Raw genomic sequence first — 24710 nt, forward strand, 5'->3', positions numbered from 1 at the left:
TATCGATGTTGAGCAGGGGAAACTGCTGTCTGACCAGGGAGGTCCGCCGTGTCAAGTCCGACACCTGCTGCAGCGGACAAACTCGGCCGCCCACGACTCTTCGACGACGAAACCGAGCGACGGATGGTGCTGGATGCTGCGGTCAGGGTAATGACCCAGAGCGGGTACGCAGCCATGTCCGTTGGGGCGATCCTCGCCGAAGCCGGTCTCTCGACGAGCAGCTTTTACCGCCACTTCCGCTCGAAGGATGATCTGGCCGAAGCTCTCATTCGCCGTGATGTCAGCTTGGCGCGACGCACGATCGAACGCAAAGTTGCTGCGACCGAGGATGATCCCGTGGTGCGCCTTGATGTCTGGCTCGACGCGCTGCTGGATATTTTCTATGACTCGTTGAGCGCCAAACGGGTTACGGTGCTGAGCACTGCTGAGATCCTCAGCTCGTCGCGAATGGATGGGGTAAAGGCAGAGATGAAGTGGGTGCTGGCTGAGCCACTTGCTGACGTGTTGCGCGATGGACACCGGCGGGGAGTGCTGTTTTCGCCGACGCCCAACGCCGACGCTCTGAGTGCGGCGGCGTTGATCAGCAGTGCAGTGGCCTCAGCGCAAGCGTTCCCATCGGACCGAAACGCGGCAAAAGCGCACGTCACGCGCTTCCTATGGCCCGCCTTCCAAATCCTGGAACGCGCCCGACTGAGCTGACCCGCGACTTGGCCGGCTTTGCAGGTAGGACTTGGCCACCAAGGCGGTGTTGTCCGGCGGCCGGGCGCAAAATAAAAAATCACCTTTGACAAGTCCCGTGGCCTATGTGAGCATCGAGGTCTGCTGGGTGCGTGAGGCATCTCACAGCGCCACTGTTCGAACCACAAGGTGATCGGAGGCTTTCACGATGAAGCGATTGCAACGCGCAAAGCTCGTGCCCGCCCAGGCTCTTCTCGTCGCCGGGATGGCGGTGACTGCGATCGCCGGAGCCCCGTCGATCGACGCGTCGAGGGTCCTCGTCGGCCCGGTATTGATGTCGGCGGAGTCGTTGCAGCCGCTAATCGACCAGGTCCGGGCTGAGATGCAGGCGGCGTACGACACCGATAGCACGTTGCCATTCGCAACGGCCGCTAACAATGCCATGCTGTCAACCGGTTTGCAGAACTCCCAATTCCAACAACTGATGGTTCTCCTCGGAATCCAGCAAAGCGCAGGCGAATTCGTGTTCGTGACCCACACTCCTGAGGCGGTCGCCGGGGATGCCGCCAATAGTCGTCCGCAGTTCGCCTGGCCCAACCCTGACAATTTTCAGAGCATCGTAAACCTCGCGCCCGGGGCGACCTACGAGCTCACTGGAACTGTCGGCGCGGGCACCCAGAATCTCGCTATCACCAGCTACTCGTCGACGTCTTTTCAGGCCGGCGCGGGTCTGGTCCTCAATGATGGGCTGGTGGTCGAACCCGACGGCACGTTCACCGTCTACATCGGCCCCACGGCGCCTACCGACGCGGTCAACCATATCGATGCTGCCGGTTACGACACACTGTTGGTTCGAGACGTTCTGGGCAGAATGGCACTGGGCCCAAGTGTCCTCGACTTCCAATGCGTCGCGGACTGTTCGACGCCGATGACGGATTCCGCGCTCAGTGGTTTGTCCGAGGCCGAGATCGCCTGGCTGTTGAGCAGCCTGGCCAGTGATATACCTAAGCAGAACGCCATTTACATGGCGATTGCTGCGCAATCGGGAAATCAGCTTGCCGCCAACACAATGAGTCCCTTCGCAAGCCAGGGAGGAGTCACTGGTGGTATAGACACCACGTATGTCTCAGTGGGGAATTTTGAGCTACAGACGGACCAGGCGCTGATCGTCAGGGTGCCTGACGTTGCATCCGGCTACAGCGGAATTCAACTGGAATCCGCTTTCGGCCAAACACTTCCGTATATCTTGTCGCAGACTAGTCTTAACAACACTCAGGCGTACGGCGCCGCTGACGGCTATTCCTACTACGTGATAAGCCCGACCAACCCGGGCGTGGCGAACTGGTTGGACAGCAGCGCAGTCGACTCTGGTGAGATAACCGCCCGGTTCCAGGATCTTGCCGCCGGCGTCGACCCCACGGGACTGGCCGTGACCACCCGGGTGGTACCGGTGGCCGACGTGAGCAAGTATCTGCCAGCCGATACCCCGACGGTGACGCCGTCCGAGTATGCGGCCGATATGACGTCACGCGTGCTGTCCTACAACTACGCGCTGGATACCTCCAGAGATGCCGATTGGCTGACGCTGCAATCGTGGCTCTATGACATCCGGTCGGCGATGGGTTCCGACCACTATGAAGCGGTATTCGGCGTTCAGCCGTTCACCCCGATGTGGTTGAGGCTGACGCCAGCACTGAGCCCCGATTGGGGTACCGTCGCCAAAGGCTTCCTCGCCAATCCGTCCGGTACCATTTCGGCGCTAATGAACAATCTTTCACTAGCAGGCAAAGACGTGGAATTGCCAATGGCGCTGACTTGGTCGCTTATGGGGAAAGAGATCACTCAAACTGTTCAGGCAATGCAGGACGGTCTGTCAACGGGCGACCTTAGCCAGGTGTTCACGGCGTTGGAGTCCGGTGGTCAACAGTTGGGTGCGACCCTTACCGATGCCCTGTTTGATCCCAACATCAGCATCACTGCAGGGATACTGAACGCGCGCGACGACCTGGCGACTGCGGTAATCACTGCCAACGGCGGCTTCCCCACCGAAGCAGGGTTCCTGGCGACGCTGGAATGGGAGGTGATGTCGCAGCTGTCCCAATTGTCCGCGAACTCGTCGCCGGTCGATTTCAGCGATGCGTTCAACGCGGTGATAACCGCTATGGGGGCTCTGCTGGACGCCTGACTCTTGATGATCATGGTGGCCATCCCGACCGGTCGGGAGCCATCTCAGGCCGTTATAGGCCCAGCAAGAACGTTCGAAATCTGTTGGAGTCCCCGCTCAGTCCTGATCGTCGTCGACCTCGACGATCGACAACGCCTGCCGCGGGCACCGGCGGACCGCTTCATTGATGTCGTGTTCGCTCTCCGGCGTGACATCGGGCTTGAGGATGTGCAAGGTGTCCTCGTCGTCGAGATGGAAAACCTCCGGGTTGATGCCCATGCAGATCGCATTGGCCTCGCACAACCCGTAGTCGACGACGACTTTCCGTTTGGTCATTCGCCGAATCCCTACCGGACCACGCGCACCGGGACGTTGAGCCACCCCGAGACGTTCTGCATGTGGACGCGCTGCAGCCCATCCCAATCCACTTCATAGCGGGGCATGAAGTCCAGCAGCTTCTCCAGTGCGATGGCGCTCTCCATCCGGGCCAGCGCCGCGCCGAGGCAGCTGTGGATCCCGTACCCGAGGCCGAGATGCTGCGCCTCGGTCTGGTCGCGGTCGATGTCGAAGGTGTCGGCGTCGGTGAACGCGTCCGGATCGCGGTTCGCCGCGGCGTTCAGCAAGAACACCGGCTTGCCCGCCGGGATGGTGCCACCGCTGACGTGCGCCTCTTTGAGCGTGTAGCGGACGTTGTACTGCACCGGCCCCTCGTAGCGCAGCAGTTCCTCCACCGCGGCCGGAATCTTGCTACGGTCGTCGAGCAGTTTCTGCCACTGCTCCGGGTTGCGGGCGAAGGTCACCGCCGCGGTGCCGACCAGCTTGGTGACGGTCTCGGCGCCGGCACCGCCCAGTAGCGTTGCGAATGCCGTGATCTCGATGTCATCCAGCCGGCGCAGCTGGCCGTCCTCGCCGGGGATCTCGGCGGCGATCAGCCTGCTGAGCATGTCGTCCTGCGGGTCGGTGCGCCGCTCCTGAACCAGACCGTAGTAATACATCGCGGTCTCCATGTTGGCCTGCATGCCTTCGGCGCTGACCTCGATCTGCCCCGGCTCGCGGTGCAGCGAGGTGTCGATCCAGTGCCGCACTTGCTGGCGGTACTCGTCGGGAACCCCGACCATCCGGGTGATGACCTCCACCGGGAACGGCCCGGAGAAGTCTTGCACCACGTCGAAATGCTCCGGGTCGGCGGCGCGCAGGAATCGCTCGACCTGCTCGACGATGGTTTCGCGCTGCGCCTGCATCGCCCGGGGGGTGAACGCCTTGTTGAGCAGGCTGCGCAGGTGTCGGTGTTCGGGCGGGTCCATGAAGATGATGGATTTCTGCGGTGGTTCGCCGGCCCGTACCATCGCCAGGTCACAGCCCCGGGACGACGAATAGGTCTCGAAGTCCTTGAGCGCCGCCGCCACATCCTCGTGCCGGGTCAGCGCGTAGAAGTCTTCCTTCTCGTCGTAGTAGAGCGGAGCCTCGACGCGCATCCGCCGATAGATGTCGAACGGATCGTTGAAATACTCTTCGGAGAACGGGTCGAAAACGAGTTTCGGCTTGGTCATTGAATCCTCCTCAGCGGCCGGAAAGCGGCTGGAAAACGCGGCGACCGGGCGTTAGACCGTATAGCCAACTGTAAGGCATACGGGTCGATACCGGAAGGATAATCGGGAAGTCCCCGACGTCACCGAGGATGATCCATCAGCGCCAGCGCCGCGTCGGCGGCCTCCAGCACCGCCCCGGGCGTCGCCGCCGCGTGCTGCGCCAGGTCGGCCACCAGCCGCACGTCTTTGCGCAACAGTGCCCCGGCCAGCCCCGCGAGCCGGTCCAGCGTGCCGCCGGATCCGCGGATGCTGTTGAGCGCAAAGCTGTTGGCACTGCCCCGCGACACCACCTCGGCGAGCCGATCGGTGGCAACCCCGAGCTGTTCACCCAACGCCAGCGCCGTCGCGGCGGTACCGAGATTGGCGGTGAACAACAGGTTGTTGAGCAACTTGGTCACCTGCCCGGAACCGAGCCCGCCGAGATGCACCACGGGATCGGCGTAGGTTTCGAACACCGGGCGGCAGCGCTCCACCACGTCGTCGTCGCCGCCGGCCATCACCAGCAGCGTGCCGGCCTCGGCGGCCGGACCACCACCGCTGACCGGTGCGTCGATCACCGAAACACCCTTGGCTGCGGCTTTTTCCGCCAGCCGCCGACACGTGTCGGGGTGCACGGTGCTGTGCACCGCGATGACGCCGCCGGACTGCATTCCGGCCAGCACACCGTTCTCACCGTTGACCACTTCCTCGACGTCGGCGTCGCCGACCACGCACAGGCAGACCAGATCGCTGGCCCGGCCCAGGTCCGCCGGCGAGTCGGCGACTTCGGCCGCGGTGTCGGAGAAGGGTTCCAGCGTGCCCGGACGTCGGGCCCACAGCGTCGTCGGGTAGCCCCCTTCGGCGATCCGCCGCGCCATCGGCGCACCTTGGCTGCCGAGTCCGATGAAACCGATGCGCATCAACTGACCTCCGAATCCCGCGCGGCGCCGACGGTCGCGGCGCATTTCTCGACGAACGACAGCACCGACCGGTGGTAGTCCTCCGCGCCGAACCCGACGCTGAGGTTGTGCCCGGACCCGGCCTGTTGATTGGGGGTGAAACTCGGCGCGGCGGTGAAGATGTCGCGGATATCGCGCTGCGCGGCCGGGTCGGCCTGCCAGATCTTCTCGTGTTCGGCGAACGTGAAGCGGACCGGAACCCGGATGCGGCCGGCCAGCGCCGGGAAGTCGGTGCGCGGCCAACCGGCCACCATGGCGGCCTCGTACGGCGTACCCGGCGACGCGTTGGTGATCCCGCGCAGCACCGCTTCGGGATACAGCGACGCCGGCTCCCAGAGCAGTTCGCGCAGGCCGACCGGTCGCCCGCCGGGCCCGGCGTTGCTCAAGGCTTGCGCCGCGGCGGCCTGGTAGCGCAGCCCGGTGCCGGCCAGTTCCAGTCCGAGCAACGCGGCGCCCCGCGCATCGGCGGCCATCCGCAACGCCAGCTCGCAACCGTTGGAATGGCCCAGCAGGAACAGTCCGGAGCCGCGTGGCAGGTCCCCGAGGATCGCCTCGATGGCCCGGTAAGCCAACTCGACGCGATGCTCGGGATCGGTCACCGCCTCGGGATACAGCGCCGAGGAGCCGTAGCCGGGCCGGTCCAGCGCGATCACGGTGTAGCCCAGTGCCGCACCGACTCTCAGCAGTGATAGTTGCGGTTGGCCCGGGCAGTCGAAATACACCGACGTCGTCCCGCCGCCGTGAAATGCGACGAGCACGGCGCGCGGATCGGCAACCTCGGCCAACAGTGCCGACATCGGTACCCCGCCGGCGTTGACCATCCGCGGGCGCACGAGTGGGGTCATGTGTCCGACCGCAGCAATATGACCCCGCTGGGGGTCAACCCGCCGCTGCTGGCCACCGCGACGCGGGCGCCGGCCACCTGGCGGTCGCCGGCCTCGCCGCGCAACTGGGTGACCGCTTCGTGGATCAACCCCATTCCGTGGGTGCGTCCGTGAGAGAGCTGACCGCCGTGGGTGTTCAGCGGCAGCACCCCGTCGCGGGTGATGTTGGCACCGCCGTCCAGAAAGCTCTTGGCCTCGCCGACACCGCAGAACCCCAACGCCTCGATCCACGACAGGCAGTTGAAGCTGAAGCCGTCGTAGAGCTCGGCCACGTCGACATCGGCCGGGCGCAGCGACGTGCGGGTCCACAGATGGGCGGCCTGGCCCAGCACCTGCGGTTCATGGGTCAGTGTGCTCTGGTCCCAGTCCGTCCGCTCGATGATCTGGGTGCCGACGGCCTCCACCAGCACCGGTGGTTTGGCCAGGTCGCGGGCGGCGTCGACGGCCGATACGATCACCGCCACCGCGCCATCGCAGGGCACATCGCAGTCATAGAGCCCGAACGGCGTGGTGATCATCCGAGCCGACAGGTAGTCGTCCATGCTCATCGGGTCGCGGTAGATCGCGGTCGGGTTGAGCGCGGCGTTGGCCCGCTGGTTCAGCGCGATCCAGCCGAGTGTCTCGCGGGTGGTGCCGTAGCGGTGGAAGTGCCGTTGGGCGTTGAGCGCCAACGTGTGGGCCGCCGAGGTGGCCCCGAACGGCATCTGCCAGCTGTTCGTGCGCCGTCCGCCCGGCGGGGAGGCTTTGCCGGCTTTGAGCAGCTCGCTGAACGTTGATTCCCACACGGTTCGGAAACACAGCACATGGCGCGCCAGTCCGGTGGCGACGGCCATCATCGCGGCGATCACCGAGCCACCGGGCCCGAAGGTGTCCATGCCTCCGTTGATCCAGGTCGGGCGCAATCCCAAAGCGCCCTCCAACGCCGTAACGCCGCCTTCGCCCATGCCGGCTACGTCCAAGCTCGGATACGTTGAGAGCCCGTCGATGTCATCGAAGCTCAGCCCGGCATCGGCGACGGCTGCCTGGCAGGCCTCCACTGTCAGCGCCAGCGGTGCGGCCATGAGCCGGCGGCCCAGTCGTGAAGCGCCGACCCCGGTGATCGCCGACTTGTCCTCGAACTTGTCGGCGCTGGCCATCGGGCGCACGTGCTGCGCGAAGTCCTCGGGGGGGATCTCGTCGGTGGGCAGCGGTTTGGACTCGGAGTTGTCCGCTACCGGCCGGAACAGCGGCAGCCACACGTCCTCGATGTGCTCGAAGACCACCTCCAGCTGTTGGCCCAGCTCGAGTTCGCCGGGGTCGGCCTCGATGATGTTGGTGGTCAGCCGAACCCGGGGATCCTCGTTGATCGCCACCTGCGCCACCACATACGGCGCCGGCATACCCGGCAGGCTGAACCGGTGGTTGACGGTGAACCCGGCCAGGGTGGCGCGTCCGGAGACCTCACGCACACCCATGTCGGTACCCCGGCAGTAGCGGCACACCGGTTGCGGCGGATGGATCAGCGCCGTGCAGTCCCGGCATTCCTGCAGGCGCAGCACCCCGTCGGCGCCCGCGGTCCAGAAGAACTCGTTGTCCATGGTGATCGCCGGCAGCGGGCGTCCGGGTGTACTCATGCTTCGTCGTCCTCGGTGATCTCGATGATGGCGTGCACCGGGCAGTCCAGCAGCGCGCGCGTGACGTCGCGTTCGTCGGCCGGGTCGACGGTGCCGTCGCCGGTCATGGAGGCATAACCCCAGTCGTCGAGTGAGAAGTACTTCGGGGCGTGTTTGGCGCAGTAGCCGAACCCGTCGCACAGCGTGCGATCCAGCCGTATCTTCATGCCGTCAACTCCTCGACCGCGTACGGGCGTTCGGCGCGGAAGGCACCACCGCGGCAGGTGTCGCAGGTGCCGGCCAGGTGGCCGGCGACCAAGTCCGGGAACCGGGTCAGCAGGCTCGCCGCCACCGTGGTGGCGCCGTCGAGCGTCCCGCAGGCACCGCGCCCGGGTAGGACCCCGGCCCACCGCTGCAATCGCTCGACGTCCTCGCCGGTCGCGACCCCGTCCCGCAGCGCTTCGGCCACGGCCGCCATCGCCACGGTGCCGTTGAAACACGACCCGCACTGTCCGGCGTTCTCCCGGCCGAAGTAGGCCAGGACCGAGGCGGCGACCGCCACCGGGCAATCGTCGGTGAGAACGGCCATCGCTCCGCAGCCCAGACCGCTGCCACCGGCACGCAGGGTCTCGTGGTCCAACGTGGCATCCAGCCCGTCGCGGTTGAGCAGACCGGCGAAGTAACCGCCCATCAGTAGCCCGCGTACCTGCTCGGCCGGGATCCCGTGCACGCCGAGTAGTTCGGCGATGGCCACACCGTGCGGAAGCTCGTAGAGCACCGGCGCGCGACCGCCACCGGTTACCGTCGCCAGGAACGTTCCCGGCGATGCGTCGGTACCCGCTGAGCGGAACGCCGTCGCGCCGTGGCGCTGCAGGTACGGCAGGTTCGCCAACGTCTCGACATTGGAGACCAGCGTCGGGCGTTGCGCGACGCCCCGCTGATAGGGACGAGGCGGTTTGTCGCTCGGTTTTGCCGGGCCGCCGTTGATCGCCCGCACCGCTGCCGTCTCCTCACCGGCCACATATCCCGGTTCCACGGTGAACACGCTGATCGTCAGCTCGCCCGGCAATTCCGGTGCGACCTCGCCCAGCGCGTCCTCGACGCTACGTGCCGCCGCCGGATCGGAGACGTAGACATACGCCCGCGAGGCTCGCGCCGTCTGCGCGGCCAGCCGTAGCCCGTCGAGCACCAGATGCGGGCGATTGCGCAACAGCCAGCGGTCCTTGATCGACGCCGGTTCGCCCTCCTCGCCGTTGGCGATGACGACGGCGTCCCGGCCGCGCAGGGCCCGGTCACGCACCGAGGCCAATTTGACCGCCAGCGGGAAACCCGCCCCGCCGCGCCCCAGCAGCCCACTGCGATGAACCTCGGCGAGCAACGCTTCCGGGTCGGACAGCGGTCGGTAGCCACCGTCGGCGACATAACACGCACCGTCTTCTGCACCCTCACGCAGCAGGCGCGGCATGCAGCCCGGCCAGGCGGCGACGGTGAAGTCACCGACATCGGCGGTGGGTGTGCTGCTGGTCGTCATTGCCACCTCGTTTGGTTAGGCTCGCGAACGTGAGAACAGCGGTGGTGCGCATCGATGTCGACCCCGGTGGGCGGCTGGCACCCGAACAGTTGACCGTCGGGATGGCGACGCTGCGGGACCTGGCCCGGCAGACCGACATCGACGTGGTGGACACCAGCCTTGCCGCTATGCCGGTGGGCCGGCGCCAGGTCCGCCTGCTGATCACCGGCACCGACACGGACATCATCGATACCGGTATGCAGCTGTGCGCCAAGGCATTTAATACCGTTCCGGTGGCCGGCGTGGTGACCTACGTGAGCCGGGGCACCGATGACGACGTGCACGGGGTACTCGCCGGGCTGGGACTGACGGGCGAGATCTCCCGGACGGCCGGAGCGGACGGCCTGGATGTCGTCCATGTGACGCTGGACGAACCGGATATGGCGCGGGTCGGCGAGAGCCGCATCCACACCGCGTTGGAGGCGTCGCTGAACTGCGAGGTTCACATCCATACCCGCTGATCTCATCAGCGGCCCAGGAATTCCAGGATCGCCGGAGCGGCCTGCACCCAGGTGTCGAACATGTTGAAGTGGCTCACTTTTCCGGCGGCGCGTTCTTCGGCCGCCCGTTCCCAGGCGTCCTCCGGCCAAGGCGGGTCGATCAACTCGGAACCCTTGATCAGACAGTTCACTTCCAGGGAGGTGCGCTTGGGGTGGTCCCAGTCGTTCTCGCCGCCGCGGATGATCAGCGTGGGAACCCGGATCCGATCGAACATCTCGTCGTCGACCCCCGGAATCGTCTGTCCCGGCTTGGATACGAACGCGTTGAGCCAGCGCAGCATCACCTTGAGGAACTCGTCGGCGTCCAGGTCGAGCAACCGCTGCTTGTTGTTCGGGTTCTCCTCGATGCGTTCCTGCCATTCGCGGACGTTCAGCAGCGCCGGCACACCGCTGCCCCGCACCGCCAGGATGTTGGGCACCACGTAGTAGGACCCCAGCACGAACGTGCCGTAGACGCCGCCGACGATGTTCCACAGCACCAACTTGGTGGCCAACTCCGGGTAGAGCATGGTGGTCAGCATCGAGTCCCGCGCACCGCCGGAGCCCCCGGCGATGATGCACGGTCCGGCGTCCAGGGCGGTGAGCAACCCGTGCAGGGTTTCGGCGCGCATGTGCGATTCGGACTGACCGTAGAACTGCACATCCGATGCCCCGCAATTGGGGCGATCCCACAGCAGCACCCGGTAGCCGCCGTCGACCAGGGCATTGGCGAGTGGCCGTAGCCCAGGAATCTCCTTGGAGAACCTGCCGCCGGGTGTCAGGACAATCAGATCACCTGTGTTGCCGAGGATTTCGTAGACAACGTTTCCGCCGTTGATCTCGACAGACGCCATCGATTACTCCCGTTGTGTTAGGCCTGGACCAGGACGTCGTTGCCGACCACCCGCACCGGGTAGGTGCGGATGCTCCACTCGGGTTTGACCGCGGTGGTGCCGGTTGCGAGCTCGAAACCCCATTGGTGCCAGGGGCAGTAGATGTATTCCAGGTCGCGGATCATGGTGGCGTCACCCGGCAAGCTCTCGTCGACGACGGTTCTGCCGCGTAACCGCCCGGAACACAACGGGCCACCCTGGTGCGGGCAGAAGTTCGCGATCGCGTAGAACGTCCCGTTGATGTTGTAGACACCGACACCGTGGTGGCCGATCGGAACCAGTTTCTTTGTACCGGGCGGGATTTCGTCGACGGTGGCAACGATGTGCTCTCGGCCCTGGGCCAGCCGGGGCCGCTGATCGTCGTGGCTCATCCTAGAACACCCGCACCTGACCCTCGAGGGCCGGGACGGTGTCCGGCAGGTGGTAGGTCGCCAGGCCGTTTCTGAACATCACCGCTTCGCGGGCGGCCTTCGGCAGGTGTTTGACCAGCCAGCGTGGGTCGTCGAACGTCCAATGCGGGTAGTCCGAGGAGTACAGCAGGATCTTGTCGCATTCCATCCATTCGAGCGCCCGCGACAGTTCGGTCTTGTCCTCCGGGTAGTCCAGCGGCTGGGTGGTGAATTTGATGTGGTCCTTGACGTATTCACTGGGCTTGCGCTTGATGTCCAGCCAGGACTTGCGGGCCTCATAGATGGCGTCCATGCGCCACATCAGCGGCAGAATCCAGGTGAAGGCGTGTTCGACGAGCACGATGCGCAGTGTCGGGAACCGGTCGAAGACCCCGTCGAACACCAGGCTCATCACCTGGTTGGCCGCCAGCAGCGAGTAGGTGACCATGAAGTCGTGGTTGTAGCTGGGCATGCCCACCGGCGGCATCGGCAGCTCTTCATGGTGGCTGCGGGACAGGTGACAGCTGACGGTGATGTCGTGCTTGGTCGCCGCCGCCCAGATCGGGTCGTACTTGGGGTCCCCCCACGACGGCCGCGGCTCGGCTTTGATCAACACCTGCGCCATGTAGGGGTGGCCCGCCCACTTCTCGATCTCGGCGACGGCGCCGGCGGGGTCCTCGATCGCGGCGCAGATCGAGCCGCGCCACCGCTGATGCCAGTTGTTGTGACCGTCCAGCCAGTGGTTGGCCTGCCAGTCGTTGAGCGCGCACGACATGGCGTGCTGGGCTTCGGGGAAACGGGCGGGGTAGGCGGCGGGTTCCAGGATCGCGAAGTCGGAGCCGGCCTCCATGATGAGCTGCTTGAACGCCAGTTCGGGGCTGCTGCCCGGGAATTCGCCGTCGGGCGGGAACGCATCGACGCGCATCGCGAACGCATGCGCGTAATCAGGGGCGTCGTAGTAGATCTGCTCACCGATACGTCGGGTCAGAAAGTACTTGCTGCGCCACGGCTCGGGGATGTACTGGGTCAGGTCGCCGCGTCGCGGCACCGGGTGGACGTCGGAGTCCACACACCGCACGGCGACGCGCTCGGCCGCGGGCTTACGCTCTGTGGCTGTCACGGTCATGCTGATCTCCTTTGATCCCAGCTGTTTCTCTAGTGTGCGCCCGCGGGGGCCGCGACGTCGATGCCGTAGAGCCGACCGGCGTTGAGCCAGCACAGCTTGTCGCGTTGGTCGGCGCGCAGCGCGCTCGGTGTGGCCAGCTCGTTGCTCTGCCAGTGCGGATAGCTCGATCCGTACATCACCATGTCCTCCTTGCCGGTGAAGCCGAGCCACTCTCCGGCGAACTCGGTGTCCCCGGGACCGTCCATGGCGCCCTGCACGAAGAACACGTGACCGGGCAGGTAGTCGCTGGGCATCTTGGGCGCCCACGGTGTCTGCTCCAGGTGTGGCCTGCCGAAGGTGTCCATCCGCCAGATGAACGGGGTCAGCAGGTCCGCGGCGCCGTCGGCCCAGACGAACTTCAGCGACGGCATCCGCTCGAACACGCCCTCGGCGATCATGTTCATCAGGTGGTACAGGTAGTTGCACGCCATGAAGCTGACGTAGTGCTCATAGGTGCGGGGGACCCCGGACGGCGTCGGGGACGCGGCGACCCCCGACCCCACCTCGATGTGCGCGGCCACCGGCAGGCCCGCGTCGATGGCGGCCTCCCACAGCGGCCAGAACTGCGGTTTGCCGTAGAGCTCGCGCGACTGCAGCGGCACGCCGATCTGCACGACGCGGGGATGGTTCTTCCACCTCTCGATCTCGCGCAGAGCTCCGGCGATGTCGTCGGGGTTGACCCGGATGGTGCCCCGGAAGCGCTCGCCGTGTTCGTTGTGGTCCAGCCAGCGCGACACCAGGATCTCGTTGTGCGCCGCGGCGATCGCCGAACCCAGGTGCCGGTCGGGCATCACGCCACGGGTCATCGGGTGCAGCACGGCCACGTCGACACCGCGGTCGGCAAACAGATGCTGAGCCACCACGTCGGGGTCCGAACCCGGGTATTGGCGATCGGGGCCCTCGGTGCCCGGCGCGTACTCGCCGCCCGGCGCGCCGTACCAATCCATCTCGTAGTCGGGGAAACCCCGGCTACGGTACGGCTCCCGCAGGACGCCGCGCAGGTCCTTGTTGGAAGCCGCGAAGATGTGCACGCTGGCGTCGATGACCGGCGTGCGGGCGCCATCCGAGTGTTCGATCATCAACGCCGCCCTTCGTCATGTCACCGCCAGTTCTGCGCCCGCCCGGACTGCCGTGCGGAAAGTCGCCGGGAAGGCCGACTCCCGGTGAGGCCCATTGTATAGGTGTATTCTTTGCTGGCAAGAACTGGATTCTCGCTTTTGTTCCGTCCGGCCGGCGCCGGTAGCCGCGGTGCTGGACAGCTGGACTCGCGATACGCTGCGACAGCAAGCTATCTCAGAATGAGATCGTTACATCCAGCATCGAGAATGTTATTCTCGGTCGGCGCCTGAAGGAGGTGACTGCAATGCTGCTGGAGTTCGACGAAGATCAGCGTCTGTGGCAGGGCACGGTGCGCGACGTGGTCGGCAAGCAGTGCACACCCGCGTTGGTGCGCAGCGTCGCCGAAGACGGAGCGGGCGAGGCGATCGACTCGCTGTGGAAGGTCTACGCGGACTTGGGCTGGACCGAGCTGCATGAGCCCGAAACCGCCGTGGAGCTGGCGATCGTCCTCGAAGAGCTGGGCCGCGCCACCGACCCCACGCCGTTTCTGGCGACCATGACGCAGTTCGCGCCGTTGGTCGGCGAGCGTCATCGTCCCGACGGTTCCACCGGGGCCGCGGTCTTCGGCGGCGTGGCCGCGTACCGCAATGCCGCCGGCTGGGTGTTGGAGGGCACCGCCCAGCACGTGCTCGACGGTGACCGGGCCGAGCGGTTGGCCGTGGTCACCGAAGCCGGGGTGTTCCTGGTTGACGCCGCCGCGGTCACAGCCCGCAAGGCCTCGGTGTTCGACCCGACGCTGCATGTGGCCGACCTGTTCTTCTCCGGCGTCGAGGTGCCCGACAGCGACCGGGTCCGGGTCGACGTAGACCGGGGGCGCCATGTGGCGCTCACCGGCATGGCGATGACCATGGTCGGTGCCTGCCAGCGCATCCTTGACCTGGCGCTCGAACACGTCCGCAGTCGTCAGCAGTTCGGAGTGCCGATCGGCTCGTTCCAGGCCGTCCAGCACAAGGCGGCGGACATGCACGTGGCGATCGAACGTGCCCGCGCACTCGCGTACTTCGCGGCGCTGACGATCGCGGCCGACGACCCGCGGCGGCGGATGGCCTCGGCGATGGCGAAGGCGGCGGCCGGAGAATGCCAGTCGGTGGTGTTCCGGCACGGGCTGCAACTGTTCGGTGCGATGGGCTTCACCTGGGAGAACGACCTGCAGTTCGCGCTCAAGCGGGCCAAGGCGGGCGAGCTGATGCTCGGCGGCGCCGCGGAACACCGCGCGGCCATCACCGAGGAATATCTTGCAACTCACGTTTGACGCAGAGGTCGAGGAGTTCCGGGCCGAGTTCGCCGCCTTCCTGGATGCGAATCTGCCCGACAAGGCCGACACGCTGGAGCGTCCCCGCTCGGTGTCGCACATGCCGGATTGGGCGCGCCGTTGGCAGCGGCTGCTGTTCGACAACGGCTGGCTGCTACCGGGCAACCCGCCGGAGTTCGGCGGCCGCAACGCCACATTGTTGCAGCAGTTCGTGCACCTCGAGGAGCTGTGCCGACGCCGGATTTATCACAGCTTCAATCCCCAGGGCGTCAACATCATTGCGGCGTCATTGCTTTCGTTCGGTACCGATGAGCAGAAGCAGCGCTGGGCGGTGCCGATTCTGCGGGCAGAGATCACCGCGTCGCTGGGGATGAGCGAGCCCAGCGCCGGCTCGGACCTGGCGTCGTTGCGCACCAGGGCAGACCGTGACGGTGATGACTTCATCGTCAACGGCCAGAAGGTGTGGACCTCCGGTGCCCACGACGCCGACGTGCTGCTGACGTTCGTGCGCACCGATCCCGATGCGCCCAAGCACAAGGGCATCAGTGTGCTGTTGATCCCCACCGACACCCCGGGGGTGGTGTGTCGGCCGTTCCCCACGGTCTGCGGGATCGACGACAAAGACTTCAACGAGGTGTTCTTCACCGATGTGCGGGTGCCGGCTGAGAACCTCGTCGGCCCGCTCAATGGTGGTTGGCGGGTGGCCAACGGATCGCTGGGGCACGAGCGCACCATGATGTGGCTGGGTTTCGCCGACCGACTCGACAACCTCATCGCCGACTTCCGGCCCGAGGGCGCCTTGCAGCGTGATCAGTTCGCCACCGCCGTCATGGATTACCAGGCGCTGCGGCTACTGGGGTCGCGGGCGCTGGCCCGGGCCGCCCGCGGCGAGGAGGACGTTCCCGCGCTGTCGGTGCTCAAACTGCTCGGTTCTGAAGCCGAGATGTTCGCCTCGGGTTACGCGCTGGACGCGGCCGGCGCGTCGGCCCTGGTGCATCCGGCGGATTCGGGGCGGTATGCGCCGATGAACCTGGACAGCTACTTTGCCAGCTGGTTCGAGCGCCACGCCCGCAGCTTCTCGGGGACCATCGCCGGTGGCACCTCGGAGATCCACCGCAACGTCATCGCCCAACAGGTGCTGGGACTGCCGCGCGGCTGAAGCTCGCCAAGTGTTCCGCCCACTGTGCGGTTTCGTACGCACCCCGCGGTGTGTCGCGTACGAAACCGCACAGTGGCGGCACGAACTCAGTCGATGACCACCGATTCCTTGCGTTCGGTGATCGGGCGGGCGCACTCCTGCTCGTCGCAGATCCGCTGCAGCTTCTCCAAGGTCTCGTCGAGCCCCGGTCCGATGCGCTTGCCGGGCGTGAAGGTGGCCGGCAGATGCCGCATGCCCTGGATGACACCGATGGTGTCGTAGTGCACGGTGCCGGCGGGATCACAGCGGTAGTCGGGCATCCGGTCGAGCACTGCGAGCATCATCGACCGGAACACCGCACGGGCGACGTGCGAACCGATGCAGCGGTGCACACCCAGGCCGAAGCTGAAGTGCCGGTTGCCCTTCCGGTCCATGATGAGCCGGTTGGGATCGTCGAACACCGATGGGTCGCGGTTGGCCATCGCCCAGGAAAGCCACAGCCGCTCACCCTCCTTGACCTGAACCCCGGCCACTTCGACATCCTCGGAGAAGGTGCGACCGTCACCGGGAGCCGGCGTGAAGTACCGCAGGAACTCCTCGGTGGCGTGGTTGAACAGCTTCTCGCGCTCGCGACTGAGACGCTCCCGTTCCTCCGGGTGCTCGGCCAGCCACTCCAGGCTGTGAGCGGTCAGCGCGGTGGTGGTGTCGAAGCCGCCGCCGATCACCACGCCCACCATCGAGAGCCCGTCGAGGTCGGGGATCGGCTCACCGTTCCGCACGGCCTGGGCCAGGGCGTTGACGATCCCCGGACGCGGATTCTGTTTGACCTCAAAGTAGTTGGTGGCCAGATCCAGACCCATCTGCCGGTGCAGGTCGGCGACGCGCACCGAGTCAGGGTCGTGTTCGGGGGTGTACACCGCCGCGTGCACCGGTTCGCAGTAGATCGTCCAGTTCTTCAGCGGGATGCCCAGGATCGCCAGCGTGAAGACAGCCGGAACGACATTGGCCAGGTCGTCGACGAAGTCGATATGACCGTCCTCGATCTTCTCGTTGATCGCCGCACGCGTGATCTCGTTGATGAACGGAATCCAGCGCTTGATGGCCGCGGGTGACATGTAGGGGTTGAGCAGCTCGCGGTAGAACTGCTGCTCCTCACCGTCCATCTCGAGGACGCCGCCCCGATTCTGGGCGCGCTTGGCCGGCGGGATGGAGATGCCCTTGTAGCCGCGACGCTCGTTGTTGATGTCGTGGTCGTTGGAGACGTACGGGCATCGGGCCAGCTCGAAGACTTCCGCGGCACCGGCCGCCACCCAGTGGCCGTCGTAGGTATCGGTCCAGGCCATCGGACACTTGGCCTGCATCTCGTCGGTGATGTCGAGGAACCGATCACGGTATTCCGGCGCATGGCGGTCGAAATGGTAGTTGCGCTGCTTCTTCTGCTCGTTCACTGTGCGGCCCAATCCGGTTGCCCCGCACCGGTTGCGACCTGGCCGGTGGAGTCCTTTCCGTCGACGAAGATCGCGCGTTCGGGACACGATCGCATGGCTTCGATCACCACTTCCTCTTGACCTGTCGCGACATCCTCGCTGACCGCCGTGGAGTGACCGTCGATGTCGTCGAGGTCGAAGGAATCCGGCGCGATCATCTTGCACAGGCCGTGGCCCTGACAGCGCTCCGGGTCAACCCAAACTTTCATGCTGCTCCTATCGAACGTGCCGATGTCCGTGATTCACGCCTCAGACGTGGTAGTCGTACCACTTCAGGTATCCGCCGGCGTCGACTCGCAATTGCATGCCGGTGACGTACCGGGCCTCCTCGGATGCGAGCCACAGCACCGCATTCGAGATGTCTTCGGGCTCGATGAACGGCACCTTCATCGCTTGCTGCACATAGAACACCGGCTCGGCATCGGCGCGGGTCGGGTGATCCAGGTCGGGGCGGAAGGACCGGTACATCGGCTCGCTCTGCAACATGTCGGTGTTGCAGTTGGTCGGGTGAATGACGTTGGCGCGTATGCCGCGTACCGCCAACTCGGTGGCCAGGTCGTGAACATACTGCGCCATAAGGCGTTTGGAGGTCATATAGGCCATGCCGCCCGGGTCGTTGCCGGGATTGGCCTTCTGATGCGCGTCCATCAGCGCGGCCGCCGACGAGGTAGCGATGATCGACGCCCCCTCGCCCAGGTGGGGCAGCGCGACCTGGATGCCGTTGATGGTCCCGACCAGGTTGGTGTTGATGACGTCGATCCACGCCTGCAGCGGCGGGTCGCCCTTCATGCCGGCGACACCGGCCTGGGCGACCACGATGTCGAGCTTGCCGAACTGGGCGATCCCGGCGTCCAGCGCGGTCCGCAGCGCCGCCGCGTCGCGCACGTCGGCCTGTGCGGTGACGATGTTGCGCCCGGTCTTCTCGACCAGCTTGGCGGTTTCCTCGAGGTCCTCCGGCCGCGCCATCGGATAGCCGATGGTCTCGATGTCCTGGCACAGGTCGACGGCGATGATGTCGGCGCCTTCCTCGGCCAGCCGCAGTGCGTGACTGCGGCCCTGACCGCGGGCTGCCCCCGTGATGAATGCGACCTTTCCGGCAACGCGTCCCACAGCTGTTCCTTTCGTTATTGCACAGTTGGTCTGACTCAGGTATTCCGACCGCCGTTGACACCGAGGATCTGCCCGGTGATGTAACCGGCCTCCTCGGAGACCAGGAATGCGCATGCCGCCGCGATGTCCTCGGGCTTGCCCATGCGACGCACCGGCGTGCGGGCGATGTTGTCCTCGATGTCGCCGAGGAAGCCGTGGCTCTCGGCGTTGCGCAGCATCGGAGTGTCGATGAAACCCGGGGGTACGGCGTTGACGGTGATCCCGTTGGGCCCGTATTCCAGAGCGAGGGTCTTGGTGAGTCCGTTGACGGCCGATTTCGCGGCGACGTAGTGCGCCATATAAGGAGTACCGGAGTGCGTACTGGATGAGGAGATGTTGACGATGCGGCCCCAGCCGGCCGCCAGCATGTCGGGCAGCACCGCCTGGACGGTGTGGAACACGCCGTTGAGGTTGACGTCGATCACCCGTTGCCAATCGGTGAAGCTGATGTGGCTGAATTTCTTGAAACCGTCCAACCCGGCGGCATTGACGAGGATGCCGACCGGCCCCAACTGGTCGCGGATCTGTGTCAGCGCGGCGTCGATCTGCCCGCGATCGGTGACGTCGGCAGCGAAGGCCAACGCCTGTTCGCCGGGTTCATGCGCCGGTCCCAGCTTCGCCTCTCCTCCGTCGAGGCTCGCTGAACCGCCGTGTTCATGCGCCGGTCCCAGCTTCGCCTCTCCTCCGTCGAGGCTCGCTGAACCGCCGGGCTTGAGATCGATGATCGCCACCCGGTGGCCGTCGGCGCGCAACCGGTTCGCCACGGCCGCGCCGATACCCGAGGCGCCCCCGGTCACGACAGCGGTCCGCACGAGGTCCGTCTCGCTCACAAAGAATCTCCCTTCCAAGGCATGAGAATCGTACTCTCGTACAAGTGTTTCTGGCAAGGCTCGAACGAACCCGCTCCCAGCAGGGAAAATGCTGGACCGACGGCAATTCGTGTGGCCGAAGCGCGTCGCGGAGGGGTTCCGGCGACCGCTTGAATTCTCGCGTTTGAGATGTATGATTCGCCGCACATGAGAATGTAGTTACCTCGGCGGGAGGCTTGGATGGGTTCGCAGGACACGGCAACGGGCTCCAGCGGTGGACAGGCTGCTGAGCACGTCGCCGCCAGGCACCTGCTGGTCGACGGCAAGCTGGTGGGCGCGGACCGGACCTACCCCTCGCTGAACCCCGCTACCGGGCAAGTCCTGGGCTACGCCCCCGAGGCCAGTGTCGAGCAGGCCGGGGCGGCGGTCGAGGCGGCGCGGCGGGCGTTCGACACCGGCGACTGGGCCACCGACGTCGCGCTGCGGGTGCGCTGTCTGGATCAGCTGCACCGGGCACTCATCGAGCACCGCGACGAATTCGCCGCGTTGACCATCGCCGAGGTCGGCGCCACCGCCGCATTGACCCAGGGCGCACAACTGGACGGGCCGATCGCGATCGTGCGCTACTACGCCGATCTGCTCAAGGACTATCCGATGACCGAGGACCTCGGCAACATCGAGAGCCGCGGCATGCTGCACCACCGCTGGGTTGAGAAAGAGGCCGCCGGCGTGGTCGCCGCGATCATCGCCTACAACTACCCCAACCAGCTGGCCTTGGCGAAGCTGGCCCCCGCGCTGGCCGCCGGGTGCACCGTGGTGCTCAAGGCCGCTCCGGACACCCCGCTGATCACGCTGGCGCTCGGTGAGCTGATCGCCAACCACACCGACATCCCGGCCGGGGTGGTCAACGTGCTCAGTTCGTCGGACCCTGCGGTCGGCGCGGCACTGACCACCGACGCGGGCGTCGACATGGTCACCTTCACCGGTTCCACCCCGACCGGGCGGGCGATCATGGCCGCGGCCAGCGAGACGCTCAAACGGGTCTTCCTGGAGTTGGGTGGCAAGTCCGCGGCGATCGTGCTCGACGACGCCGACTTCAACATGGCCGCGGTCTTCGCCTCGTTCTCGATGGTCACCCACGCCGGCCAGGGCTGCGCACTGACGTCGCGGTTGCTGGTGCCCAACAGTCATCACGACGAGATCGTCGAGCTGATCAAGACCAACTTCTCGCATGTGCGCTACGGCGACCCGACCGACCCCAAGACGTATATGGGTCCGCTGATCAGCGCCAAGCAGCGCGACAAGGTCGACGGCATGGTGCAGCGCGCGGTGGCCGCGGGCGCCACCCTGGTGACCGGGGGCGAGAAGGTCGATCCCGGCTTCTTCTACACCCCAACGCTGCTGACAGGAGTCGATCCGGACAGCGAGATCGCTCAGGAAGAGGTCTTCGGGCCGGTGCTGGCGGTCATCGGCTACGACGATGACGACGACGCGGTACGCATCGCCAACAACTCGATCTATGGGCTGTCCGGCGCGGTCTTCGGCAGCCAGGACCGGGCGGTGGCCGTGGCGCGCCGGATCCGCACCGGAACGTTCTCGATCAACGGCGGCAACTACTTCAGCCCGGACGCGCCGTTCGGCGGCTACAAGCAGTCCGGCATCGGCCGCGAGATGGGCGTCGCGGGGCTCGAAGAGTTCATGGAGTCCAAGACCTTCGCCGCACCCGTGGGAGCCGCCGAATGAGGCCACTGGAGGGGGTCCGCGTCCTGGAGGTCGCGATGTACGGGTTCGTCCCGTCGGCCGGTGCGGTACTGGCGGAGTGGGGCGCCGAGGTGATCAAGGTCGAGCATGCGGTGACCGGTGACCCGCAGCGCGGGCTGCGGCAGACCGGCATGCTGCGGGTGGAGGGCGACCCCAACCCCAACATCGAGCACGCCAACCGCGGCAAGCGCAGCATCGGGCTGGACGTGTCGACGCCCGAGGGCCGCGAGGTGCTGCTCGAATTGGCAAAGCGCGCCGACGTTTTCCTCACCAGTTTCCTTCCCGGTCACCGCCGCAAGTTCGCCATGGACGTCGACGACATCCGCGCGGTCAACCCGAAGATCGTCTACGCCCGGGGCAGCGCGCTGGGTCCCCGCGGTATCGAATCGGAGAAGGGCGGCTACGACATGACCGCCTTTTGGTGTCGCGCCGGCACCGCCGCGACCATCACCCCGCCCGGTATCGAGGGCATGATCGCGCCGCCTGGACCGGCCTACGGTGACACCATCTCGGGCACCAATCTGGCCGGTGGTATCGCGGCGGCACTGTTCAAGCGCGAGCGCACCGGTGAGCCGTCGGTGGTGGACGTGTCCCTGCTGGGCAGCGGCCTGTGGGCCATGGGCCACACCGTCGCCCTGACCAGTCATCTGGGCGAGCGGCTGGTCCAACAGCCGCCCGGGGTTCACGGCTCGCCGATCAACCCGCTGGTCGGGGTCTACGCGACCGCCGACGAGCGCTACATCTCGTTCGTCATGATGCAGCCCACCAAGTTCTGGGCGGATGTGTGCCGACACATGGAACTCGACGACTACATCGACGATCCCCGGTTCGCCACCGCCCAGTCGTTCGCCGAGCACACCCCGGCGGCGGTGGAAATCCTGCGCGAGGCGATGTCCAAGCGGACGCTGCCCCAGTGGAGTGAGCGCTTCGCAACGCTGGCCGGACCGTGGGCACCGGTCCAGGACACCCTGCAGGCCGCCCAGGACGCGCAGATCCGTGCCAACGAATACATCGTGCAGGCAGGCGAACTCGAGTTGGTCGCCAACCCGGTGCAGTTCGACCTGGCCGCCCCGGCGGCCGGCCCGGCGCCCGGGTTCGCCGAGCAGACCGACGAGATCCTGGAAGAACTCGGGTTGGACTGGGATCGCATCATCGAACTCAAGACCGCCGGCGCGGTCACCTAGGCCACGCGATGCCGCACGTAGCTTCGATCGGTACCTACCTGCCGTGCTGGGGAACCCCCCAGCGCCGGCTGATCGGTGACGACGAGGATGCCATCACGCTGGCTGTCGAGGCCGGCCGTGCGGCGTTGACGGGCGGTGGCGCGGTGGAGCGCCTGGTGGTGGTCAGTCGTGACTTTCCGCTGACCGACAGCAGCAACGCCGCGGTGCTGCTGGCCGGCCTGGGCCTCGATCCCGAACTCGAGGTGGTCGAGCGTCTCGGCGGCGCCCCGGCCGCCCTGGACGCGCTCAGCTCGGCCCGGCCGCGCACCCTGATCATCGGGGTCGACCTGGACCCGGCCGGCGGTTCAGCGAGGCTCGACGGAGGAGAGGCGAAGCTGGGACCGCCGCATGGGAGCGGCGCCGCGGCGGTGCTCACCGCCGAGAACGGACTGCGTATCCGGACCGCAGCCCGTATCGCCCGCAGTCTGCCGGTGCGCACCCGCAACGACGGGGTGGTGCACGACTACGGCGACCCGCGACTGCTCTACGAGCGGGGCGTGGTGGCGTCGCTGGTGGCCGCCTGGGCGGAGACGCCGGTGATGCTCGCCGGGGTGGAACATGACCGCGCGGTCGAACTCTGCACCGGTAAACCCGCTCCGCTACCGACCACCGGTGCCAGCTCGGGGCTGTTCGCGCTGGCGGTGTTGGCCGAGACGCAGACGGTGGGTCCGCTGCTGGCGGCCGAGCAGGCCAACCTGTCCGGGATCACCGTCGTCGAAGGCGAGGCGCCGGTGCACCGGCACGAACCGGCGGCCCGGCCGGTCCCCGAGCGGGTGCACACTCCCGGCGCGGACCTGCCGATCTCGCTGGCCGCCTACGAGCGTGCCTTCGAAGCCAAGGTCCGCTGGGAGGCGGGCAAGCACCCGGGCAGCGACGAACTCGACTTCCCGCCGCGTTACCGCGTCGGCGAGGACTCGACGCTGAGCACCAACTACGAGCTTGTGGAGCTGCCCCGCGTCGGCACGGTCTATACCGAGGTGACCGTACAGATCCCGGTGCCCGGGCTGACCACCCCCTACTCGCTGGTCATCGTCGAGCTCGATGACGTGGCGGTCCGCGCGCTGGTGAAGGTGACGGGAGCGCCGGCCGGCAGCGCCTGGATCGGTGACCGGGGCCGGCTGGTGCTGCGCCGGATCGCGGTGCGCTCCGGGGTGCCCGACTACGGATACGCCTTCGAGCCCTTCGACCCGTCGGAACAACCCGAGGCGGTGGCATGAAACGGGTAGCCATCGTCGGCGCCGGGATGACGCCGTTCCGGGAGCACTTCGCGCTGGGCATCAAGGACCTGCTGCCGATGGCCTTCGCCGAATGTGCCGCCAGCGTGGACAAGGGCCTGACCAAAACCGATGTGCAGGCGGCCTGGTTCGGGGCGCTGGGCACCACCGACGGCTTTCCGTCCGGGATCCTGGCCGACACCTTGGGACTGCCCGACCTACCGGTCACGCGGGTGGAGAACTCCTGCGCCACCGGCAATGACGCGGTCCGCAACGCGTTGTTCGGCGTCGCGTCCGGGGCGGTCGACGTGGCGCTGGTGATCGGTGCCGACAAGCTGCGGGAGACCGCCACCAAGGACATGCTCTGGGCCTGGGAGGAAACCGCGCGCGACATGGCGTGGGACTACCCGCTCGGGTTGGTCGCGCCGGCCGGTTTCGCCTTGCATGTACGGCGCTACCTGCACGAGTCGCCCGCTACCCGCGAGCACCTGGCGATGGTGGCGGTGAAGAACCACCGGCACGGGGCCAGTAACCCACGCGCGCGGCTGCGTTTCGAGATCACCATGCAGCAGGCCCTCGAAGCGCCCATGGTGGCTTCCCCGTTCGGGGTGTACGACTGCGCCCCGCAGAGCGACGGCGCCGCCGCCCTGGTGCTGGCCGCCGAGGACGTGGTGGATCGCTTCACCGATCGGCCGGTGTGGATCCGCGGGGTGGGGCTGGGTCTGGACGCGGTGATGCATCAGCACAAACGGGACATGACGACGTTTCCGGCGACATTGCGCGCCGCCAAACAGGCCTTCGCCATGGCCGGGCTGACGCCGTCGGACATCGATGTCGCCGAGGTGCACGACTATTTCACCGGTGTGGAGATGATCAGCTACGAAGACCTCGGCTTCGCCGAACGGTTCGAAGCCCACAAGTTGCTCGAAGCCGAGGTGACCAGTGTCGGTGGCGCATTGCCGGTCAATCCCAGCGGTGGTTTGAAGTCCAAAGGCCACCCGCCGGGGGCCACCGGTGTGGCACAGTGCGTAGAACTCTTCGAGCAGTTGCGCGGGACAGCGGTCAATCAGGTCGATGGCGCCCGGATCGGCTTGGCGCACAACATCGGAGGGCCAACTGCGGTGGCGGCGGTCACCATCGTGGAAGGGGGCGGCGATGGCGTTTAGCGGCACGGCGGCGCTTCCCATCCACATTGACGTGACCGTCAATAACCGGGC

Annotated in this window: 22 protein-coding genes and 2 pseudogenes; 9 read left to right on the forward strand and 15 right to left on the reverse strand. The window is 66.5% G+C overall.

Annotated features, from left to right (window positions below):
- Positions 1–48 precede the first annotated feature (48 nt).
- Together ACAG20_RS10225 and ACAG20_RS10230 are read left to right on the forward strand one after the other, a co-directional pair.
- The gene (locus ACAG20_RS10225) at positions 49–699 is read left to right on the forward strand and encodes a TetR/AcrR family transcriptional regulator (RefSeq protein ID WP_370492446.1); all 651 of its coding nucleotides are present in this window, start codon (positions 49–51) and stop codon (positions 697–699) included.
- 187 nt (positions 700–886) lie between these two features.
- Entirely contained in the window at positions 887–2863 is a 1977-nt protein-coding gene (locus ACAG20_RS10230; protein WP_370492447.1) for a hypothetical protein, read from the forward strand.
- Positions 2864–2959: 96 nt separating this feature from the next.
- On the opposite strand, the gene ACAG20_RS10235 is transcribed toward ACAG20_RS10230, so the two are convergent.
- The 7 genes and pseudogenes from ACAG20_RS10235 to ACAG20_RS10265 form a co-directional block, all read right to left on the reverse strand.
- The gene (locus ACAG20_RS10235) at positions 2960–3178 is read right to left on the reverse strand and encodes a ferredoxin (RefSeq protein WP_370492448.1); all 219 of its coding nucleotides are present in this window, start codon (positions 3176–3178) and stop codon (positions 2960–2962) included.
- Positions 3179–3189: 11 nt separating this feature from the next.
- Positions 3190–4392: a cytochrome P450 gene (locus ACAG20_RS10240; RefSeq protein WP_370492449.1), complete on the reverse strand. Its 1203-nt coding sequence runs from the start codon at positions 4390–4392 to the stop codon at positions 3190–3192.
- Between the two features lie 119 nt (positions 4393–4511).
- A complete protein-coding gene (locus ACAG20_RS10245) occupies positions 4512–5330 on the reverse strand; it encodes an NAD(P)-dependent oxidoreductase (protein WP_370492450.1) in 819 nt (272 codons plus the stop codon).
- A complete protein-coding gene (locus ACAG20_RS10250; protein WP_370492451.1) occupies positions 5330–6214 on the reverse strand; it encodes an alpha/beta hydrolase in 885 nt (294 codons plus the stop codon). The genes ACAG20_RS10245 and ACAG20_RS10250 overlap by 1 nt, the downstream gene beginning before the upstream one ends.
- Positions 6211–7866: an OB-fold domain-containing protein gene (locus ACAG20_RS10255; RefSeq protein ID WP_370492452.1), complete on the reverse strand. Its 1656-nt coding sequence runs from the start codon at positions 7864–7866 to the stop codon at positions 6211–6213. The genes ACAG20_RS10250 and ACAG20_RS10255 overlap by 4 nt, the downstream gene beginning before the upstream one ends.
- 11 nt (positions 7867–7877) lie before the next feature.
- Positions 7878–8072, reverse strand: a pseudogene (locus ACAG20_RS10260) (ferredoxin); the annotation flags it as partial.
- Positions 8069–9376, reverse strand: a complete 1308-nt coding sequence (locus ACAG20_RS10265) for an NADH-ubiquinone oxidoreductase-F iron-sulfur binding region domain-containing protein (protein WP_370492454.1) — start codon at positions 9374–9376, stop codon at positions 8069–8071. The pseudogene ACAG20_RS10260 and the gene ACAG20_RS10265, both read right to left, overlap by 4 nt.
- A 29-nt stretch (positions 9377–9405) precedes the next feature.
- Here ACAG20_RS10265 and ACAG20_RS10270 point away from each other — a divergent pair, with 29 nt between their 5' ends.
- The gene (locus ACAG20_RS10270) at positions 9406–9876 is read left to right on the forward strand and encodes a hypothetical protein (protein ID WP_370492455.1); all 471 of its coding nucleotides are present in this window, start codon (positions 9406–9408) and stop codon (positions 9874–9876) included.
- 5 nt (positions 9877–9881) lie between these two features.
- Here the strand turns inward: ACAG20_RS10270 and ACAG20_RS10275 are convergent, their stop codons facing one another.
- The 4 genes from ACAG20_RS10275 to ACAG20_RS10290 are packed head-to-tail and all read right to left on the reverse strand — an operon-like array spanning position 9882 to position 13420.
- Positions 9882–10748, reverse strand: coding sequence for an alpha/beta fold hydrolase (locus ACAG20_RS10275; RefSeq protein WP_370492456.1), 867 nt, complete (start codon positions 10746–10748; stop codon positions 9882–9884).
- A gap of 17 nt (positions 10749–10765) precedes the next feature.
- Positions 10766–11158 carry a Rieske (2Fe-2S) protein gene (locus tag ACAG20_RS10280; protein WP_370492457.1) on the reverse strand — a complete coding sequence of 131 codons (393 nt, stop codon included), beginning with the start codon at positions 11156–11158 and terminating at the stop codon, positions 10766–10768.
- 1 nt (position 11159) lies between these two features.
- Positions 11160–12302 carry an amidohydrolase family protein gene (locus ACAG20_RS10285; protein ID WP_370492458.1) on the reverse strand — a complete coding sequence of 381 codons (1143 nt, stop codon included), beginning with the start codon at positions 12300–12302 and terminating at the stop codon, positions 11160–11162.
- A 29-nt stretch (positions 12303–12331) separates the two neighbouring features.
- Entirely contained in the window at positions 12332–13420 is a 1089-nt protein-coding gene (locus ACAG20_RS10290) for an amidohydrolase family protein (protein WP_370492459.1), read from the reverse strand.
- Between the two features lie 284 nt (positions 13421–13704).
- Here ACAG20_RS10290 and ACAG20_RS10295 point away from each other — a divergent pair, with 284 nt between their 5' ends.
- The gene (locus ACAG20_RS10295) at positions 13705–14712 is read left to right on the forward strand and encodes an acyl-CoA dehydrogenase family protein (RefSeq protein WP_370492523.1); all 1008 of its coding nucleotides are present in this window, start codon (positions 13705–13707) and stop codon (positions 14710–14712) included.
- On the forward strand, positions 14696–15871 hold the full coding sequence (locus tag ACAG20_RS10300; protein ID WP_370492460.1) for an acyl-CoA dehydrogenase family protein: 1176 nt from the start codon (positions 14696–14698) through the stop codon (positions 15869–15871). The genes ACAG20_RS10295 and ACAG20_RS10300 overlap by 17 nt, the downstream gene beginning before the upstream one ends.
- A gap of 86 nt (positions 15872–15957) precedes the next feature.
- On the opposite strand, the gene ACAG20_RS10305 is transcribed toward ACAG20_RS10300, so the two are convergent.
- From ACAG20_RS10305 to ACAG20_RS10320, 4 genes and pseudogenes are all read right to left on the reverse strand, one after another.
- Entirely contained in the window at positions 15958–17298 is a 1341-nt protein-coding gene (locus ACAG20_RS10305) for a cytochrome P450 (protein ID WP_370492461.1), read from the reverse strand.
- A 62-nt stretch (positions 17299–17360) separates the two neighbouring features.
- Positions 17361–17546: pseudogene (locus ACAG20_RS10310) on the reverse strand (ferredoxin); the annotation flags it as partial.
- Positions 17547–17586: 40 nt separating this feature from the next.
- Positions 17587–18447, reverse strand: a complete 861-nt coding sequence (locus tag ACAG20_RS10315) for a mycofactocin-coupled SDR family oxidoreductase (protein WP_370492462.1) — start codon at positions 18445–18447, stop codon at positions 17587–17589.
- Between the two features lie 35 nt (positions 18448–18482).
- A complete protein-coding gene (locus ACAG20_RS10320) occupies positions 18483–19502 on the reverse strand; it encodes an SDR family NAD(P)-dependent oxidoreductase (protein WP_370492463.1) in 1020 nt (339 codons plus the stop codon).
- 33 nt (positions 19503–19535) lie between these two features.
- Between ACAG20_RS10320 and ACAG20_RS10325 the strand changes: the two genes are divergently transcribed.
- Genes ACAG20_RS10325 through ACAG20_RS10340 form a run of 4 tightly spaced genes read left to right on the forward strand, consistent with a single transcriptional unit; the run spans position 19536 to position 24659 of the window.
- On the forward strand, positions 19536–21038 hold the full coding sequence (locus ACAG20_RS10325) for an aldehyde dehydrogenase family protein (protein ID WP_370492464.1): 1503 nt from the start codon (positions 19536–19538) through the stop codon (positions 21036–21038).
- Positions 21035–22240 (forward strand): CaiB/BaiF CoA transferase family protein, encoded by a 1206-nt coding sequence (locus ACAG20_RS10330; RefSeq protein ID WP_370492465.1) that lies wholly within the window; start codon positions 21035–21037, stop codon positions 22238–22240. The genes ACAG20_RS10325 and ACAG20_RS10330 overlap by 4 nt, the downstream gene beginning before the upstream one ends.
- An 8-nt stretch (positions 22241–22248) precedes the next feature.
- A complete protein-coding gene (locus ACAG20_RS10335; RefSeq protein WP_370492466.1) occupies positions 22249–23496 on the forward strand; it encodes an OB-fold domain-containing protein in 1248 nt (415 codons plus the stop codon).
- Positions 23493–24659 (forward strand): thiolase family protein, encoded by a 1167-nt coding sequence (locus ACAG20_RS10340; protein ID WP_370492467.1) that lies wholly within the window; start codon positions 23493–23495, stop codon positions 24657–24659. The genes ACAG20_RS10335 and ACAG20_RS10340 overlap by 4 nt, the downstream gene beginning before the upstream one ends.
- Positions 24660–24710 lie beyond the last annotated feature (51 nt).

The sequence above is a fragment of the Mycobacterium sp. pW045 genome, from assembly GCF_041287085.1.
Classification (GTDB): Bacteria; Actinomycetota; Actinomycetes; order Mycobacteriales; family Mycobacteriaceae; genus Mycobacterium; species Mycobacterium algericum_A.

What these genes read in the sequence shown, in the direction of transcription:
- ACAG20_RS10230 (WP_370492447.1), top strand. Translation starts at nt 887, where the DNA reads ATGAAGCGATTGCAACGCGCAAAGCTCGTGCCCGCCCAGGCTCTTCTC.
- ACAG20_RS10235 (WP_370492448.1), bottom strand. Translation starts at nt 3,178, where the DNA reads ATGACCAAACGGAAAGTCGTCGTCGACTACGGGTTGTGCGAGGCCAAT.
- ACAG20_RS10240 (WP_370492449.1), bottom strand. Translation starts at nt 4,392, where the DNA reads ATGACCAAGCCGAAACTCGTTTTCGACCCGTTCTCCGAAGAGTATTTC.
- ACAG20_RS10245 (WP_370492450.1), bottom strand. Translation starts at nt 5,330, where the DNA reads ATGCGCATCGGTTTCATCGGACTCGGCAGCCAAGGTGCGCCGATGGCG.
- ACAG20_RS10250 (WP_370492451.1), bottom strand. Translation starts at nt 6,214, where the DNA reads ATGACCCCACTCGTGCGCCCGCGGATGGTCAACGCCGGCGGGGTACCG.
- ACAG20_RS10255 (WP_370492452.1), bottom strand. Translation starts at nt 7,866, where the DNA reads ATGAGTACACCCGGACGCCCGCTGCCGGCGATCACCATGGACAACGAG.
- ACAG20_RS10265 (WP_370492454.1), bottom strand. Translation starts at nt 9,376, where the DNA reads ATGACGACCAGCAGCACACCCACCGCCGATGTCGGTGACTTCACCGTC.
- ACAG20_RS10275 (WP_370492456.1), bottom strand. Translation starts at nt 10,748, where the DNA reads ATGGCGTCTGTCGAGATCAACGGCGGAAACGTTGTCTACGAAATCCTC.
- ACAG20_RS10280 (WP_370492457.1), bottom strand. Translation starts at nt 11,158, where the DNA reads ATGAGCCACGACGATCAGCGGCCCCGGCTGGCCCAGGGCCGAGAGCAC.
- ACAG20_RS10285 (WP_370492458.1), bottom strand. Translation starts at nt 12,302, where the DNA reads ATGACCGTGACAGCCACAGAGCGTAAGCCCGCGGCCGAGCGCGTCGCC.
- ACAG20_RS10290 (WP_370492459.1), bottom strand. Translation starts at nt 13,420, where the DNA reads ATGATCGAACACTCGGATGGCGCCCGCACGCCGGTCATCGACGCCAGC.
- ACAG20_RS10295 (WP_370492523.1), top strand. Translation starts at nt 13,705, where the DNA reads ATGCTGCTGGAGTTCGACGAAGATCAGCGTCTGTGGCAGGGCACGGTG.
- ACAG20_RS10325 (WP_370492464.1), top strand. Translation starts at nt 19,536, where the DNA reads ATGGGTTCGCAGGACACGGCAACGGGCTCCAGCGGTGGACAGGCTGCT.
- ACAG20_RS10330 (WP_370492465.1), top strand. Translation starts at nt 21,035, where the DNA reads ATGAGGCCACTGGAGGGGGTCCGCGTCCTGGAGGTCGCGATGTACGGG.
- ACAG20_RS10335 (WP_370492466.1), top strand. Translation starts at nt 22,249, where the DNA reads ATGCCGCACGTAGCTTCGATCGGTACCTACCTGCCGTGCTGGGGAACC.
- ACAG20_RS10340 (WP_370492467.1), top strand. Translation starts at nt 23,493, where the DNA reads ATGAAACGGGTAGCCATCGTCGGCGCCGGGATGACGCCGTTCCGGGAG.